This window comes from Bradyrhizobium macuxiense, from assembly GCF_007993935.1.
GTDB classification, from domain to species: Bacteria; Pseudomonadota; Alphaproteobacteria; order Rhizobiales; family Xanthobacteraceae; genus Bradyrhizobium; species Bradyrhizobium macuxiense_A.
This window is the reverse complement of the sequence record NZ_VITY01000001.1, coordinates 70,904-87,900: the sequence shown is the minus strand read 5'-3', so window position 1 is coordinate 87,900 and position 16,997 is coordinate 70,904. Positions and strand designations below refer to the sequence as shown.

The 16,997-nt window shown below is 64.2% G+C and carries 15 protein-coding genes; 7 read left to right on the top strand and 8 right to left on the bottom strand.

The features are described from left to right. Positions 1 to 202: 202 nt before the first annotated feature. From uvrA to FBZ93_RS00370, 3 genes are all read right to left on the bottom strand, one after another. Positions 203 to 3,181 (bottom strand): excinuclease ABC subunit UvrA, encoded by a 2,979-nt coding sequence (gene uvrA, locus FBZ93_RS00380; RefSeq protein WP_146984008.1) that lies wholly within the window; start codon positions 3,179 to 3,181, stop codon positions 203 to 205. Positions 3,182 to 3,507: 326 nt separating this feature from the next. Continuing rightward, on the bottom strand, positions 3,508 to 4,167 hold the full coding sequence (locus FBZ93_RS00375) for an outer membrane protein (protein WP_146984688.1): 660 nt from the start codon (positions 4,165 to 4,167) through the stop codon (positions 3,508 to 3,510). A 437-nt stretch (positions 4,168 to 4,604) separates the two neighbouring features. Continuing rightward, positions 4,605 to 5,348, bottom strand: a complete 744-nt coding sequence (locus tag FBZ93_RS00370) for an outer membrane protein (protein WP_146984006.1) — start codon at positions 5,346 to 5,348, stop codon at positions 4,605 to 4,607. A gap of 449 nt (positions 5,349 to 5,797) precedes the next feature. On the opposite strand from FBZ93_RS00370, the gene FBZ93_RS00365 reads away from it, so the two are divergent. Continuing rightward, positions 5,798 to 6,289, top strand: coding sequence for a single-stranded DNA-binding protein (locus FBZ93_RS00365; RefSeq protein WP_021081257.1), 492 nt, complete (start codon positions 5,798 to 5,800; stop codon positions 6,287 to 6,289). Positions 6,290 to 6,311: 22 nt separating this feature from the next. Here FBZ93_RS00365 and FBZ93_RS00360 read toward each other — a convergent pair whose 3' ends face one another. Beyond that, a complete protein-coding gene (locus FBZ93_RS00360) occupies positions 6,312 to 6,680 on the bottom strand; it encodes a low molecular weight protein tyrosine phosphatase family protein (protein ID WP_146984005.1) in 369 nt (122 codons plus the stop codon). Positions 6,681 to 6,967: 287 nt separating this feature from the next. Here FBZ93_RS00360 and FBZ93_RS00355 point away from each other — a divergent pair, with 287 nt between their 5' ends. Continuing rightward, entirely contained in the window at positions 6,968 to 7,378 is a 411-nt protein-coding gene (locus FBZ93_RS00355) for a DUF2306 domain-containing protein (RefSeq protein WP_146984687.1), read from the top strand. A gap of 199 nt (positions 7,379 to 7,577) precedes the next feature. Then, entirely contained in the window at positions 7,578 to 10,307 is a 2,730-nt protein-coding gene (gyrA, locus tag FBZ93_RS00350) for a DNA gyrase subunit A (RefSeq protein WP_146984004.1), read from the top strand. A gap of 147 nt (positions 10,308 to 10,454) precedes the next feature. Here gyrA and FBZ93_RS00345 read toward each other — a convergent pair whose 3' ends face one another. The 4 genes from FBZ93_RS00345 to FBZ93_RS00330 all read right to left on the bottom strand — a co-directional run bounded on the left by FBZ93_RS00345 (position 10,455) and on the right by FBZ93_RS00330 (position 14,709). After that, positions 10,455 to 11,375, bottom strand: a complete 921-nt coding sequence (locus FBZ93_RS00345) for a sigma-70 family RNA polymerase sigma factor (protein ID WP_146984002.1) — start codon at positions 11,373 to 11,375, stop codon at positions 10,455 to 10,457. Next, entirely contained in the window at positions 11,372 to 12,130 is a 759-nt protein-coding gene (locus tag FBZ93_RS00340; RefSeq protein WP_146984001.1) for an SDR family oxidoreductase, read from the bottom strand. Before FBZ93_RS00340 ends, FBZ93_RS00345 begins: the two co-directional genes overlap by 4 nt. Positions 12,131 to 12,349: 219 nt before the next feature. Continuing rightward, the gene (locus FBZ93_RS00335; RefSeq protein WP_167528914.1) at positions 12,350 to 14,248 is read right to left on the bottom strand and encodes a KUP/HAK/KT family potassium transporter; all 1,899 of its coding nucleotides are present in this window, start codon (positions 14,246 to 14,248) and stop codon (positions 12,350 to 12,352) included. A gap of 203 nt (positions 14,249 to 14,451) precedes the next feature. Then, entirely contained in the window at positions 14,452 to 14,709 is a 258-nt protein-coding gene (locus FBZ93_RS00330; RefSeq protein ID WP_074127804.1) for a hypothetical protein, read from the bottom strand. A gap of 267 nt (positions 14,710 to 14,976) precedes the next feature. Here FBZ93_RS00330 and coaD point away from each other — a divergent pair, with 267 nt between their 5' ends. The 4 genes from coaD to FBZ93_RS00310 are packed head-to-tail and all read left to right on the top strand — an operon-like array spanning position 14,977 to position 16,974. Then, positions 14,977 to 15,474 (top strand): pantetheine-phosphate adenylyltransferase, encoded by a 498-nt coding sequence (coaD, locus tag FBZ93_RS00325; RefSeq protein ID WP_146984000.1) that lies wholly within the window; start codon positions 14,977 to 14,979, stop codon positions 15,472 to 15,474. Positions 15,475 to 15,523: 49 nt separating this feature from the next. Next, the gene (locus FBZ93_RS00320; RefSeq protein ID WP_050424503.1) at positions 15,524 to 16,087 is read left to right on the top strand and encodes a peptidylprolyl isomerase; all 564 of its coding nucleotides are present in this window, start codon (positions 15,524 to 15,526) and stop codon (positions 16,085 to 16,087) included. A 6-nt stretch (positions 16,088 to 16,093) separates the two neighbouring features. After that, a complete protein-coding gene (locus FBZ93_RS00315) occupies positions 16,094 to 16,534 on the top strand; it encodes a TonB C-terminal domain-containing protein (protein WP_146983999.1) in 441 nt (146 codons plus the stop codon). Beyond that, positions 16,510 to 16,974 carry a peptidylprolyl isomerase gene (locus FBZ93_RS00310; protein ID WP_021081268.1) on the top strand — a complete coding sequence of 155 codons (465 nt, stop codon included), beginning with the start codon at positions 16,510 to 16,512 and terminating at the stop codon, positions 16,972 to 16,974. The genes FBZ93_RS00315 and FBZ93_RS00310 overlap by 25 nt, the downstream gene beginning before the upstream one ends. Positions 16,975 to 16,997: the final 23 nt, after the last annotated feature.

The window sequence follows — 16,997 nt, the reverse complement described above, 5'->3', positions numbered from 1 at the left end:
GTGACTAAGCGCTGGCGTCATACGCGCGATCAAAGTCACATGAGGCGCCGAGCACCGCGTTCTATCGATGGTCCCGTATCGTAGCTTCTGCTATTCGGTTCACTTTCTATGGGCTTCGCCTGCTCGAAGCACCCAGCGCATCACGCACATGCCGTCATCTTCGAACGCGAGACATGTTTGAGTTCGCTCACCTAGCCCAAAGTCACTCCGCCGCCTCGCTCGCGCTGCTGCTCTTCCTCGGCTTGCTGTTCGCCTTCTTCAGCACCGGCGCCAGGAACTTGCCGGTGTAGCTCCTCGGCGCCTTGACGATATCCTCCGGCGGGCCCCAGGCGACGATCTCGCCGCCGCCGTCGCCGCCTTCGGGGCCGAGGTCGATCACCCAGTCGGCGGTCTTGATGACTTCGAGGTTGTGCTCGATCACGACAACCGTGTTGCCCTGGGCGACCAGCTCGTGCAGCACCTCGAGCAGCTTTGCGACGTCGTGGAAGTGCAGGCCGGTGGTCGGCTCGTCCAGGATGTAGAGCGTGCGGCCGGTGGCGCGCTTTGACAATTCCTTTGCCAGTTTGACGCGCTGGGCTTCGCCGCCGGACAGCGTGGTGGCCTGCTGGCCGACATGGATGTAGTCGAGGCCGACGCGGTGCAGGGTCTGGAACGTCTCGCGCACGCGCGGCACCGCTTTGAAGAACTCGGCGGCTTCCTCGACGGTCATGTCGAGCACGTCGGCGATGCTCTTGCCCTTGAACAGCACCTCCAGCGTCTCGCGGTTGTAGCGCTTGCCCTTGCAGGTGTCGCAGGTGACGTAGACGTCGGGCAGGAAGTGCATCTCGATCTTGATGACGCCGTCGCCCTGGCAGGCCTCGCAGCGGCCGCCCTTGACGTTGAAGGAGAAGCGCCCGGGCTCGTAGCCGCGCGCCTTCGCCTCCGGCAGCCCGGCGAACCATTCGCGGATCGGCGTGAAGGCGCCGGTGTAGGTCGCGGGGTTGGAGCGCGGCGTGCGGCCGATCGGCGACTGGTCGATGTCGATGATCTTGTCGATGTGCTCGAGGCCCTCGATGCGGTCGTGCGGCGCCGCGCCTTCGCTGGCGTTGTTGAGCTTGCGCGCGATCGATTTGTAGAGCGTGTCGATCAGCAAGGTCGACTTGCCGCCGCCGGAGACGCCGGTGACGCAGGTGAACAGACCGAGCGGAATCTCGGCCGAGACGTTCTTCAGATTGTTGCCGCGGGCGTTGACGACCTTGATGGTGCGGCGATGGTTCGGCGGCCGCCGGTCGGGCACGGGGACCGAAAGCTCGCCGGTGAGGTACTTGCCGGTCAGCGATTTCGGGTTGCGCATGATCTGGTCGGGCGTGCCTTCGGCGACGATGTGGCCGCCATGCATGCCGGCGCCGGGCCCGATGTCGAGCACGTAGTCGGCGAGGCGGATCGCATCCTCGTCATGCTCGACCACGACCACGGTGTTGCCGAGGTCGCGCAGCCGCTTGAGGGTGTCCAGCAACCGGGCATTGTCGCGCTGGTGCAGGCCGATCGACGGCTCGTCCAGCACGTAGAGCACGCCGGTCAGCCCTGAGCCGATCTGCGAGGCCAGGCGGATGCGCTGGCTCTCGCCGCCGGACAGTGTGCCGGAGGAGCGCGACAGCGTCAGGTAATTCAGGCCGACGTCGAGCAGGAAGGTCAGGCGCTCGCGGATCTCCTTGAGGATGCGCGTCGCGATCTCGTTCTGCTGCGCGTTCAGCGCCTCCGGCACCGTCTCGAACCATTCGCCGGCGCGCTTCACCGAGAGCTCCGAGATCTCGCCGATATGCTTGCCGCCGATCTTGACGCACAGCGCCTCGGGCTTCAGCCGGTAGCCGTGGCAGCCGGCGCAGGGCACGTCGGAGAAATACTTGCCGAGTTCCTCGCGCGCCCACTCGCTCTCGGTCTCGCGGTAGCGGCGGTTGATGTTGGTGACGACGCCCTCGAACGGCTTCTTGGTGTCGTAGGAGCGGACGCCGTCCTCATAGGAGAACTTGATCTCGTCGTCGCCGGAGCCGTGCAGCAACGCGGCCTGCACCTTCTTGGTCAGGTCCTTCCACTTGGTGTCGAGCGTGAACTTGTAGTGCTTGCCGAGCGCGGTCAGGGTCTGGATGTAATAGGGCGAGGACGATTTCGCCCAGGGCGCGATCGCGCCCTTGCGCAGGGTCAGCTCCTTGTCGGGGATGACGAGGTCCTCGTCGATATGCTGCTCGACGCCGAGGCCGCCGCAGGCCGGGCAGGCACCATAGGGGTTGTTGAAGGAAAAGAGTCTGGGCTCGATCTCGGGGATGGTGAAGCCGGAGACCGGGCAGGCGAACTTCTCCGAGAACAGGATCCGCTCGGGGCCGCTCTTGTCGTGGATCTTTGCCGTCTTCTTCTTGTCCTCGGTTGCAGCCGCCGCCGGCGCGTCGGCGTATTCGATCACGGCGAGGCCTTCGGCGAGCTTCAGCGCGGTCTCGAAACTTTCGGCGAGGCGCTGGGCGAGGTCGGGACGCACCACGATGCGGTCGACCACGACGTCGATGTCGTGCGGGAATTTCTTGTCGAGTGCGGGCGCCTCCGACAATTCATAGAAGGTGCCGTCGATCTTGACGCGCTGAAAGCCCTTCTTGAGATATTCGGCGAGCTCCTTCTTGTACTCGCCCTTGCGGCCGCGCACGACCGGCGCCAGCAGATAGAGGCGGGTGCCTTCCGGCAGCGCCAGCACGCGGTCGACCATCTGCGAGACGATCTGGCTCTCGATCGGCAGGCCCGTGGCGGGCGAATAGGGCACGCCGACGCGCGCCCACAACAGGCGCATGTAGTCGTAGATCTCGGTGACAGTGCCGACGGTGGAGCGCGGATTCTTCGAGGTGGTCTTCTGCTCGATCGAGATCGCCGGCGACAGGCCGTCGATCTGGTCGACGTCCGGCTTCTGCATCATCTCCAAAAATTGCCGCGCATAGGCCGACAGCGACTCGACGTAGCGGCGCTGGCCTTCGGCATAGATCGTGTCGAATGCGAGCGACGACTTGCCGGAGCCGGACAGGCCGGTGAACACCACGAGCTTGTCGCGCGGAATCTCGACGTCGATGTTCTTCAGATTATGTTCGCGCGCGCCACGGATCGTGATGGCGCGCGATGAGGAGCCGGCGTTCTGTTGGCGCTTCGCCTTGAGCACTTCATCCATTGCGACAGTTCCGGGCGCATGCTTGGGCGCCTTTTGGGCGCGCATCGCCGGTGATGCCGGGAGCTTGCGCCGATGGGGTGTGAGGACTGGAACGTAGGAAGAACGGCCGACAATTTCCAGTGCAGAATAGCGTCCATCAACGGATAGTTTGCCTGATGGCAGCAGCCGTCAGCAGGGCAGGTTCCAGATTTCTGTTTTGACGCGTTTTCCTGGCGCGAACCGGGATCCATCCCGGATCAAGTCCGGGACAGGCTTCGCTCGAAAACGCTTTGACGCAAAAAGGCCGGCGCGAGGCCGGCCTTTCCGAGACCTTGGGGTCTGTCTTCTCAGTACTTGGCGACGATCGGGCCGCCGAAGTGATAGTTCACGCCGAACTGGACGCTGTGCAGGTTGATGTCGGCCGACGGCACGCCGAAATAGGTCTCGCCGCCGAGGCTGCGATACAGGTATTCGCCCTTGATCGACCACTGCGGCGCGATGAACGCCTCGATGCCGGCGCCGACGGTCCAGCCCGAGTGGAAGTTGCTCTGCGAGGCGCTCACGCCGCCCGCGCTGAGGGTGAGCTTATTGTCGACCCAGGCATAGCCGCCGGTGCCGTAAAACAGCACCTTGTCGACCGCGAAGCCGATGCGGCCGCGCGCGGTGCCGAGCGCGTCGATCTTGCTCGTTGCGGTGATGCCGAACGCGCTGGCGGAGGCGTTGACGTCAGCCCAGCCGCCGTCGGCCTCGATGCCGTACACGATGTTGCCGGTCTGCCAGTTGTAGCCGACGGTGCCGCCGGCGAAGCCGCCTTCCATCTTCGGATTGCCGGAATCCTCGCTGGCGTAGCCGCCGAAGCCACCGATGTAGAAGCCGGTCCAGTTGTAGATCGCGGCCGGCGGCGGAGCCTTGACGTAGGGGCCGCGTGCGGAGAGATCGGCGGCCATTGCCGGTGCAATTGCGCTGAGGGCAAACATGCCGGCCGAGGCCAGCAGAACATTCCTGATTTTCAAAGTCCCAGTCCCATTTTCTTGTTGTCCCTTCACGCATTTGAAGGGAGCGTCGCGGCAGTGTTGCGTGACGTACGCGTGCTTCTACAGAGAAATGCTGGAAGTTGTGTACCCGGGAAACCACAATGCACGGAAAACGGCCCCGCTGTGGCGTGTTTGCGCAGCGAAACAGCCGGCGCGAGTCCGGCTCCGATATTTCGATGCGAAGCAATGCGTGAGCTGAGGCCGCCTCGGTATTTCGCTGCGGATATGTCTTCGACGCCGACGGTGCAGTCCCAGCGCGTGTCGCTGGCCGCGGCAGGGGAAGGTACGAGCCTGGCATTGTAGCGACGCAGGATGTCGCCAACCGCGGCACCACCCCTCACGGCCGACCCCACAAACAAAAAGGCCGGCGCGAAGCCGGCCTTTGGTCTGGATCAAACCGGATCGCGCGATCAGTAGCGCGCGACCACCGGGCCGCCCCACTTGTAGTTCACGCGGACGGTGACGACGTCGACGTCCTGGCGGTCGCGGATGCTGCTGAACAGCGCGCCGGCGGGGGTGGTGAGGTTGTAGGTCTTGTCCTGCATGAACAGGTGGTCGTACTCGACACCAGCGGTCCAGTTCGGCGCGAAGCCGACTTCGATGCCGGCGCCGATGGTGCCGCCCCAGCGGGTGTCGCTGGCGCTGCCGGCGAGCACGCCGGTCGGCGTGAAGTAGGTGTTGAAACGGTTATCGGTCAGCGCCGCACCGCCCTTGGCGTAGAGCAGCACGTTGTTGATGGCGTAGCCGACCTGACCGGTGAACAGGCCGAACGCGTCGATCTTGCTCTGGTTGGTGAAGAGGCCCGGGAAGATCGCGCTGTTGTTGCTGCCCTTCAGGTCAGCCCAGTCGCCCTGCGCCTCGAGGCCGAACACCCATGCGCCAGCCTGCCAGCGATAGCCGATCTGGCCACCGGCGACGCCGCCGGTTGCGTCATGGCAACCGTCCGATCCGATGAACACGCCACCCGGGACCTGGTCCCAGCAATTGTGGCTCGAGCCCCAGCCGCCGTTGGCGCCGATGTAGAAGCCGCTCCAGTCATAGACGGCGGCGATCATCGGCGGCGCCTTGGTGTAGGGGCGCGCCGCGAGGTCGGCGGCCGCGGCAGGCGCGGCGAACGCAATCAGGGCAACCGTACCGAGCAAAAACTTCTTCATCATCAATCTCCCAGCTCCCCGATCGGCTTCCAATATTGTCCCGAAGCGCGATCTCAGACGCGAGCGCCCGCGTCATGGGTGGTAGCTATACGCTGATTCAACCGGAAACGCCGTCTCCCAAAAGCCACACTTGGGGAAGAAGTGAGGCCGATACAAGCGATTGATTTAGCTTGCATTTTCAGCGAATGATCGGGCCGACGGGTGGCCGGGACCGAAATCGGCTGCGGTTCCATCGCCATCCATCGCCTCTACGGTTGGTTGTGGCGAACAAAACTGGAACATTGTCCGCTGCGGTGTTATATCTCGAATACCGTGGATAACCGCGCACGGGCAAAGGCGGCGGGCCGGCGCCGGCGTATAGGGTCATCCACGACGCCTGCAAAGTAAGTGGCGAAGGTTGAGAGCGGCGGCCGATGTCCGGACGCCCGGTTTTGAGTGGAGATGATGCGATGGCAGGAAGCGTGAACAAGGTGATCCTGGTTGGAAACCTCGGCAAGGATCCGGAGATCCGGCGGACTCAGGACGGCCGTCCGATCGCAAACCTGTCGATCGCCACCTCGGAAACCTGGCGCGACAAGGGCACTGGCGAGCGCAAGGAAAAGACCGAGTGGCACCGCGTCGTGATCTTCAACGAGGGCCTCTGCAAGGTCGCCGAGCAGTACCTGAAGAAGGGCGCCAAGGTGTACATCGAGGGTCAGCTGCAGACCCGCAAATGGACCGACCAGTCCGGCGTCGAGAAGTACTCGACCGAGGTGGTGCTGCAGGGCTTCAACTCCAACCTGACGATGCTCGACGGGCGCGGTGGTGGAGGCGGCAGCTTCTCCGATGACGGCGGCAGCGATTTCGGCTCGTCCGGTCCGGTCAGCTCGGCGCCGCGGCGCGCGGTGGCCGCCGGCGGCGGCAGCCGCAACAGCGACATGGACGACGATATCCCGTTCTGACGAGGCTTCCAGAACGTCGATCTTACGAGGCCGGCTCGCCGGGCTCGTCTCTTACGATCGGCGCGCTCTGAGCAAGAAAGCGGCCGACGCGGTTCTCGAGGATCCGGACCAGGACCGGATCCATGAATTCGTAGTCGTCGGGAATGTCGAGACAGATCACGCGCTTGTTCTTGAGATAAGGCCGAAACCGGCTCGTCAGTTTGTTGCGATGGCTCTTCTCCATCACAAAAATGATGTCGGCCCATTCGATCTGCTCGGAGGACAGCAGCACGCTCGCGCCGGCCGAGAGGCCTGCCGAGTCCGTCTCGATGCCCGGCCATTTCGAAAAGACCTGCTCCGCCGTAGGACTGCGCAAACGATTTGCGCTGCAGACGAATAGGACGTTGGTCATTGTCTATCGAAGGTTGAGTGTCCGTAGTTGAAGCTCCCGGAACACGTACGATGGAAGCGCTTTCCGGACAACGTGAAGATCATTCGCTAGGGAGACGTTGCGATCCGCGATGGCAATTTCCTCGTGTGGATTATGAGGATAACTTCATAACCACTTGTTGAATGTTGCTGTACTGGAGGCGGCGAGGGCGAGTTCCCCTGACTTTGACACAGGTCGATGTGAATGATATTTACATCGACCTGCGGCGGGTGATGTCTGGCCGCCAGTTCAATTCAAGGGCCGCCACCATGAGCCTCGCGCCATTGCTCGACGCTGCGCCTGCGATCCCGCTCCATGCCTTCGCCGCGATGGCCGCCTTCGTGCTCGGCTCCATCCAGCTCGCCGCACCCAAGGGCACGCTGCCGCACCGGACGCTGGGCTGGATCTGGGTGATCCTGATGCTGGTGGTCGCCGGGAGCTCGTTCTGGATCCATCAGATCCGGCTGCTCGGCCCTTGGAGCCCGATCCACCTGCTGTCGATCTTCTCGCTGGTGATGCTGGTGCTCGGCGTGATGGCTGCGCGGAGCCACAATGTCCGCAGCCACAAGTTCACGATGATCGGCATTTTCTTCGGCGCGCTGGTCATTGCCGGGCTGTTCACCTTGATGCCCGGGCGGATCATGCACGCCGTGATTTTCGGCCAGTGGTTGGGCGATTAGGGCGTCGCGGGGCCGGTTCCATCGGGTCCCCGCCGGCTTGCGATCGCGGCGCAAAGCAGGATCGCGGCAAGCCCGCAAAGCTGCTGGTAAGTGTATGAAAAAACGAAGGGAAAAACGGCTTGCCGGAGCCGCTCAGGGGTGGTTATCAGGCCCCCGATGGGCTATATGATTCCCCAGTAAAACTGACCGGATTTCCCCTTTGTCCGATAACGAAGATGACAAGCCCGGCGAGCCGCCGGCGCCCTCAGATATTCGTCCCGTTTCCATTCTCGACGAGATGAAGAAGTCCTACCTCGATTACGCGATGAGCGTGATCGTGTCGCGTGCGCTGCCCGATGCGCGCGACGGGCTCAAGCCGGTGCACCGGCGCATCCTGTATTCGATGCATGAGCAGGGGCACACGCCGGACAAGAAATACGTCAAATCCGCGCGCGTCGTCGGTGACGTGATCGGTAAATACCATCCGCACGGCGACCAGTCGATTTACGACGCGATGGTCCGCATGGCGCAGGACTTCTCGCTGCGCGTGCCGCTGATCGACGGCCAGGGCAATTTCGGCTCGATCGACGGCGATCCGCCGGCGGCCTACCGATATACCGAAGCGCGGCTGACCAAGGCGGCGCTCGCCGTCCTGGCCGACATCGACATGGAAACTGTCGATTTCCAGCCGAACTACGACAATTCCGAGCAGGAGCCGTCGGTCCTGCCGGCCCGGTTCCCGAACCTGCTGGTCAATGGTGCCGGCGGCATCGCCGTCGGCATGGCGACCAACATCCCGCCGCATAATCTCGGCGAGGTGGTCGACGCCTGCGTGGCGCTGATCGACAATCCGGCGCTCACGATCGACGAACTGATCGACATCATTCCGGGGCCGGATTTCCCGACCGGCGGAATCATCCTCGGCCGCCAGGGCATCCGCTCCGCCTATCATCTCGGCCGCGGCTCGATCGTGATGCGCGGCAAGGTGACGATCGACACCATCCGCAAGGACCGCGAAGCGATCATCATCACCGAGATTCCCTACCAGGTGAACAAGGCCACGATGGTCGAGCGCATTGCCGACCTCGTGAAGGAGAAGAAGATCGAGGGCATCGGCGACCTCCGCGACGAGTCCGACCGCGACGGCTATCGCGTCGTCATCGAGCTGAAGCGCGAGGCGGTGCCTGACGTCGTGCTCAACCAGCTCTATCGGTTCACGCCGCTGCAGACCAACTTCCCCGCCAACATGCTGGCGCTGGATTCCGGTCGTCCGCAGACGATGACCCTGAAGGATCTGCTCAGCATCTTCGTCGCGTTCCGCGAACAGGTGGTGACCCGCCGGACCAAGTTCCTGCTCGGCAAGGCGCGCGACCGCGCCCATATCCTGGTCGGCCTTGCCATCGCGGTTGCCAATATCGACGAGATGATCCGGGTGATCCGGACCTCGCCCGATCCGAACACCGCGCGCGACACCCTGATGTCGCGCGACTGGCCGGCGCGGGACGTCGAGGCGATGATCACGCTGATCGACGATCCCCGGCACCGGATCAACGACGACGGCACCATCCGCCTGTCGCTCGAGCAGGCGAGGGCGATCCTCGATCTGCGGCTGCAGCGCTTGACCGCGCTCGGGCGGGACGAGATTTCCGAAGAGCTCGACAAGCTCGCGGCCGAGATCGCCGACTATCTCGACATCCTGCGCTCGCGCGCGCGCGTGCAGGGCATCGTCAAGACCGAGCTGGCCGAGGTGAAGCAGCAGTTTGCGACGCCGCGCAAGACCCAGATCATCGAGCAGGAAGGCGAGGTCGAGGACGAGGACCTGATCCAGCGCGAGGACATGGTGGTCACCGTCTCGCATGCCGGCTACGTCAAGCGCGTGCCGCTGTCGACCTACCGGGCGCAACGCCGCGGCGGCAAGGGCCGCGCCGGCATGCAGACCCGCGACGAGGATTTCGTCTCGCGCCTGTTCGTCGCGTCCACCCACACGCCGGTGCTGTTCTTCTCGTCGCGCGGCCAGGTCTACAAGGAGAAGGTCTGGCGGCTGCCGATGGCGGCTCCCAACGCGCGCGGCAAGGCGCTGATCAACATCCTGCCGCTGGAGCAGGGCGAGCGCATCACCACGATCATGCCGCTGCCGGAGGATGAATCCTCCTGGGCCAATCTCGACGTGATGTTCGCGACCACCAGCGGCACCGTTCGCCGCAACAAGCTGTCCGACTTCGTCGACGTCCGCCGTTCCGGCATCATCGCGATGAAGCTCGGGGAGGGCGAGGCGATCGTCGACGTGCAGATCTGCACCGAACGTGACGACGTGCTGCTGACCGCCGCCGGCGGGCAGTGCATCCGCTTCCCGGTCCCCGATGTCCGCGTCTTCACCGGCCGCACCTCGATGGGCGTGCGCGGCATCGCGCTGGCCGAGGCCGACCGGCTGATCTCGCTGGCGATCCTGCGCCATGTCGAGACCACCTCGGACGAGCGCTCGGCTTACCTGAAGATGCGCCGCGCGGTGGCCGGCGAGGCCACGACCGAGGAGCCGGTCGAGACCGAGGGCGAGGAGACGGCGAACGATGCGATCCAGCTGTCGCAGGAGCGCTATGCCGAGCTCTCGGCCGCCGAGCAGGTGGTGCTGACCGTCTCCGTCAACGGCTACGGCAAGCGGACCTCGTCCTACGAGTACCGCACCACCGGCCGCGGCGGGAAGGGCATCGTCGCGATGAGCGTCAACAACCGCAACGGCAATCTGGTGGCGTCGTTCCCGGTCGAGGACGCCGACCAGATCATGCTGGTCACCGACAAGGGCCAGCTGATCCGCTGCCCGGTCGCCGACATCCGCGTCGCCGGCCGCTCGACCCAAGGCGTGATCGTGTTCGACACCGCCGAGGACGAGCACGTGGTCTCGGTCGAGCACATTCCGGAAGAGGAAAACGGCGAGAACGGCAACGGCGGCTAGCGCCGCCGTATTCCCGTAGCCCGGATGAAGCGCAGCGAAATCCGGGGGGCTCTCGATCCGGCACTACCATCCCGGATTACGCTTCGCTGCATCCGGGCTACGAAAAGGCTTATGCCGCCTTTCCAGTTGGCTGCACCGTGCCGTTCGTCACGATTGCGTTCCGCTGTCGGTTGAGACTGTGAGCTCCGCGTCCGCCATGATGTAGCGGACGTATCTGTAGTCGCGGATGAATGTAATTTCGTCGCCGCGCCACTCGAGCCACATGAAGTAGCTCGGCCTGGCTTCCATATCGCCCTCGAACACAGCGATGACTTCCCGGCCCTCCAACCAGGCGGGCGCCAGCCGTACCCGGTCCATTTTTCCGTAGATGCTGAAGAACATCCCGACGTCTGCCCGTCCTGTCCGGACGGCGTGAGCCGATTGATTGAGCCTCACGTCATCCGCCAGCATCGCGCGCAACCCGTCCCAATCCTTCTGGTTGAACAGGGTGACATACCGCATGACCGCTGCGGAGGGCGATCTGACGTCCGGCGGCGGGGATGCCGTCGCGTTGATCTCGCGAAGGCGCGCACGCCCCCGCGCAAGATGCGCCTTCACGGCATCGACGCTGAGGCCGAGCAGTGCGGCGATGTCGGTGAGTGGCTCGTCGAGGACATCCTTCAGGATGATCACGCTACGTTGCAGAATCGGCAGCTCCGCAAAGCGCGATACCGCTGTCCGCACCGCTTCCTGATGCATCAACTGCTCCACGGGATCAGGGCTTGCTCCGTCGACAACAGCGTACGCCGCCTCGATCGGCTCGGCCGCGCGGATGGCCTTGCTGCGCAAGACATCCAGGGCACGGTTATGAGCGATACGGAACAGCCACGCGCGAAGTTGCGGCAATTCGGCCATTGCTTCCAGGGCGACGAGGGCCTTGGCGAAGGTGTCCTGGACGACATCCTCGCCCTCGATCACCGAGCCCACCAGACGCGAACAATAGCGGTGAAGCTCGGGCCGCAATTCCTCGGCGAGTGCGAGAAGCGCGGCCCACCGATTGGTGCTCGAATGGTCTTCGCCGCCGGTCAAGCTGCCGCTCCCTCCATGACGGTCACGCCGGCATCGCCGTTGAGTCCGAATACGATGCCGTCGGCGTGTTGCGGGTCCTTCAAGATCGAGATCACCAGATCACCGAATTTCCGCGGAGGCATGAGTGCGCCGAAGCGCGCGACGAACTGTTCGGGCGTGATCCCCATCGAACCCGCATAGGCACCGGCAGCGGCATCTCCGATGCCGGTCCCCAGGATCATCTGTCGCGGCACGATGGCCCGAAAGCGGATACCGAGATTCAACTCCTGCGAAACACCGTTGGCATATTTGGTCATGAACCATAGCATTCGCTTGGAGCCGCCGTAACCGCCCGACATCTGCGATCCGGTCACGGCGGCGCCGCTCGATCCCACGAGAACGGTGCTGCCCGGCTTCATGGGGAGATTGAGGGCTGCCTGAAGCCAGAACAGGCCCGCTTTGACGTCGGTTTCCCAGGCGGCCGAAAAATCCTCCCAGCTCAATTGATCCAGTCGGCCCATCGGCGGCGTGACGCCCGCGTTGAGCGCCAGAATATCCGGCTTGATGTCGGAGAGGATGCGATTGGCGGCGGCGCGATCGGTCACGTCAGCCGGGATCGTCGCGACGCCAAGCCGGTCGCGGACGGCCTTGAGCGAGTCCGTTCCACGTGCAACGACCGTGACGTCTGCGCCCTCGGCAACAAGCGCTTCAACCAGGCCCAGGCCGAGACCGCGGCTCCCACCGGTGACGACGGCGACTTTCTTCTCGAGGCTCATCTGTTGGCTCCATGTCTGTGTGAAGCCAAGACGATCGAGGTCATCGAAAAGAGTCAGGCTCAATAGCACCAGCGCGCCAGCGTTTGGGCTGAAGCGGCGGATCGTGGGACGCCCCCGTAAAGCCACTTGTGGCCCAGGTTGAGCGCGCTTCTTCTGGGTTACGTGGCCCTTAGATTGAGCATTAGAAAAAGGCTAGCCACAACAGCTGCACGTCCGGTCCTAAATCTCGATCTCGGTGCCGAACTCGACGACCTGGCCGGTCGGCACGCCGAAGAAGGCGGCCGATCGCTCGGCGTTGCGTTGCAGGAAGGCGAACAGCGATTCCCGCCACACCCACATGCCCGGAACGTCCTCGCGCGGGATGATGGTCTCGCGGCCGATGTAATAGGTCACGTCGGAGAGATCGATGCCGGGCAGCTTGCCCTGCCGGCAGGCGAGCTGCAGCCCCTCATAGATCGTCGGGTACTGCATGAAGCCGTAGTGCAGGAGTATCCTCGTGATGCCCGGGCTGATCTCGTTCACGTCGGCGCGTTCCTCGTCGGGAATCCTCGGCCGCTCCTCGATCTGCACGGTGACCAGCAGCACGCGCTCGTGCAGCACGTGGTTGTGCTTGACGAATTGCGTCAGCGCGAGCGGCACGCCGTTGGGCGCCGAGGCCAGGAACACGGCGGTGCCGGGCAGGCGGGCGCTGCATTTGTTGACCGCGGTCTCGATCAGATCCTCTTCGGGCTGGCGCAGTTTGCTGCGCGCCTTCTCGACCAGCTTCACGCCGCCGCGCCAGGTCATCATCAGGAACGCCACCGCAGCGGCGAGCAGCAGCGGGAACCAGCCGCCTTCAAACAGTTTCTCGGTGTTTGCCGCAAAGAAGATCGCGTCGATGATGAAGAAGAAGCCGTTCACCGCGATCACCAGGATCGGCGAATAGCCCCACTGGATCGCGACCAGCGCCGCGAGCAGCGTGGTGATCGCCATCAACAGCGACACCGCAATGCCGTAGGCGCCTGCCAGTGCGTCCGAGGTGCCGAAGGCCAGCACCGCGCCGAGCGTTCCCGCGGCAAGCAGCCAGTTCACCAGCGGCACGTAGATCTGCCCGATCGCATCGCTCGTGGTGTGCTGGATGTGCATGCGCGGCAGGAAGCCGAGCTGGATCGACTGCTGGGTCAGCGAGAACACGCCGGAGATGATCGCCTGCGAGGCGATCACGGTGGCGACGGTCGCGAGCAACACGAGCGGGTAATGCGCCCAGTCCGGGGCAAGCTGGAAGAACGGGTTGTCGATCGAATTCGGGTCGTTGATCAGTTCGCCGGCCTGGCCGAAATAATTCAGCACCAGCGCGGGCAGGCAGACCGCGAACCAGGCGAGGCGGATCGGAAAGCGGCCGAAATGCCCCATGTCGGCATACATCGCCTCACCGCCGGTGACGGCAAGGAATGCGGCGCCGAGGATCGCGAAGCTGACGTGAAAATCCTGGTGGATCAGGAAATCGAATGCATAGAACGGGCTCAGCGCAACCAGCACGCCGGGCGCCTTGACGATGCCGTGAACACCGAGCGCCGCGAGCACGGCGAACCAGAACAGCATCACCGGGCCGAAGATCTTGCCGATGAAACCCGTGCCCTGCTTCTGCATGAAGAACAGGCCGATCAGGATCACGACGGTGAGCGGCACCACAATCGGCGTCAGCGAGGGCGCGTCGACCTTGAGGCCTTCGATCGCCGACAGCACCGAGATCGCCGGCGTGATCGCGCCGTCGCCATAGAGCAGGGCGGCGCCGATGAGGCCGACCACCAGAAGATGGGCGCGCCAGGTGCCGGGAGCCGCGTTGCGCGCCGAGAGCAGCGCCAGCAGCGCGACGATGCCGCCTTCGCCGCGGTTGTCCGCGCGCAGGATCAGCATGGCGTATTTGACGGAAATGATGAGGATCAGCGCCCACAGGATCAGCGAGACCACGCCGAGCACTGCGCTGTGGGTGAGTGGACCGCCATGGGCGGCGGCCTTGGCGGCTTCCTTGAGGGCGTAGAGCGGGCTGGTGCCGATGTCGCCATAGACGACACCCAAGGCACCCAATGTGACGGCAACCGGGATCGGACTGCTTGGAGGATGGCCAGAAGAAACGATGGCGGGCGTACTGGTCACGGCAATCCCCCGATGGCTTGCGCCCGCCGGATCATCCGGTCGGGCGCGTTAGACGATAGTCTGCGACGGGTCGTCGCAAATTACCATGGGATTTGCGTGACAGCCTGACCTTACGCGAGGCTGAACAATTGCTTGGGCGCGCTGTCGGTGCGCGAACCGGTATCCATCTCGTCTGGAAATTTCTTCTACGGGGTGCGGTCGGCGGTGACGAGGCGGGCCTCGCGGACCACCGTCTTGTTGCCGGCACTGCGCAGGCAGGACGCTTCGAAATTCGGCCAGGCCTGCTGCGAGCAGTCCTTGCCGACCGGATGGATGTCGAGACGGTCCGCCTTGGCCAGCGGCTGCGGGGTGGAGGCTTCGACCTGCGGCGCAAAGCCCGGCAGAACGGTCAGCGCGGCGGCAATGAACGCGGCAACGGTGATAGCGGAAAGTGCCTTGATCATGACGGTCCCCATATGAACGAGCCCCCCGGGCCCGTCGTTTCGTTGTCCAATGTCTACCGGCCGCACGTTTCCTGGCGTCTTCGCCAGGATGGAAAATGGTTTCATCGCGGGCCGGTTTTGTTTCGTCCGCCAGCGGCCGACGAAACATTCACCCTCGTAGACGCTGGCATCCCAGAACTCGTTCAGTGGCCCAGTGGAAATTTATTTCGCGCCATGGACGGAACCCGGGCGGCTTGCCGGGGCGAGCCGGGCGGGTTAGGAGGGACCATGTCCCGTATCGCGATCTATCCCGGCTCCTTCGATCCCGTCACCAACGGCCATCTGGACGTGGTGAGACAGGCCGTCTTCCTCTGTGACCGCCTGATCGTCGCCATCGGCGTTCATCCCGGCAAGAAGCCGCTGTTCTCCACCGAGGAACGGCTGGCCATGGTCCATGAGGTGTTCGGTCCGATCGCCCAGAAGGCGGGCTGCGCCTTCGAAAGCGCGACCTACGACAACCTCACGGTCGCGGCCGCGCGCGCGGCCAAGGCGACGCTGATGATTCGCGGCCTGCGCGACGGCACCGATCTCGATTACGAGATGCAGCTCGCCGGCATGAACGAGGCCATGGCGCCCGAGGTGCATACCGTGTTCGTTCCGGCGTCGGTCGCGGTCCGCCCGATCACCGCCACACTGGTGCGCCAAATCGCCCAGATGGGCGGCGACTATTCTGCATTCGTGCCGTCATCAGTCGCCGCTAGCCTGAAGGCCAAGTTCGCCGACTGATCCCGGCGGGCCCGCCACACCCCGAACGTTACAGAGATCCGGAGTTTCCATGATCCGCATTCTTGCATTCGTTGCCGCGCTGCTCTGCGTCGTGCCCGCGGTCGCGCAGCCGCTGCCCGCCAATCTCGACAAGGCCAATGCGATCGTGATCGACACCACCAAGGGCCGCATCGTCATCAAGCTGCGTACCGACATCGCGCCGAAGCACGCCGAGCGCATCGAGCAGCTGGCGCGCGAGGGCTTCTACAACAACGTGCCGTTCCATCGCGTGATGGACGGCTTCATGGCGCAGACCGGCGACGGCCAGAATTTCAACGGCACCGGCGGCTCGAAATATCCGAACCTGAAGCAGGAATTCTCGCAGGTGCCGTTCAAGCGCGGCATCGTCGGCATGGCCCGGCGCGGCGACAGCGTCGACAGTGCCAATTCGCAATTCTTCATCATGTTCGCCGATGGCTCGAGCCTGAACGGGCAATACACCGTGGTCGGCGAGGTCGTCTCGGGCATGGACGTGGTCGACAAGCTGAAGAAGGCGTCCGCGGGTTCGCCCGGCGGCGCCGTCACCGATCCCGACAAGATGGTGAAGGTGCAGGTCGCATCCGACATCAAGTGATCCGCGATGGCGGCGCGCAGCAAACCACTTGCCTGGTTCGCCGCGCCGCTGGCGGTGTGGCTCACGCTGTCCGGACCCGTGGCGGCCGAGCCGGAGCAACTCAATACGATCAGGGACGTTGTTCTTGCGATCCATCGCTGCTGGCGGCCGCCGCCGCCGGACAAGGCGGGCCCGATCGACATTACCGTCATTGTCAGCTTCAACCGTGAAGGCGCGATCCTCGGGCATCCCAGGATCAGCTATGAATCGCAGGAAGCGACCGACAACGACCGGATTGCGTACCGGGTCGCGGTGATGGAGGCGTTGCAACGCTGCACGCCGATGCCATTTACCGAGAGCCTGGGCGGCGCAGTGGCTGGCCGCCCATTCGCGATCCCGTTCAGGAATAAGAAATATCCACCCCGAAGCCAGGAGAAGCGAGCATGGCTGCTACCGAAAATACTCTGATCCTCGAAACCACCCAGGGCCCGGTCACGATCGAGATGCGCCCGGATCTCGCGCCCGGCCACGTCGCGCGGATCAAGGAGCTGGTGCGCGAAGGCTTCTACGACGGCATCGTGTTCCACCGCGTGATCGACGGCTTCATGGCGCAGACCGGCTGTCCGCAGGGCACCGGCATGGGCGGCTCCGGCAAGAAGCTGAAGGCCGAGTTCAACAAGGAGCCGCATGTCCGCGGCACCGCCTCGATGGCGCGCGCCGCCAATCCGGATTCCGGCGACAGCCAGTTCTTCATCTGCTTCGACGACGCCTCCTTCCTCAACGGCCAGTACACGGTCTGGGGCAAGGTCACCGAGGGCATGGAGAACGTCGACAAGATCAAGCGCGGCGAGCCGGTGCAGAACCCGGACAAGATCGTCAAGGCGCGCATGGCCGCCGACGCGGCGTAAGGAATTGACCGTCATTCCGGGGC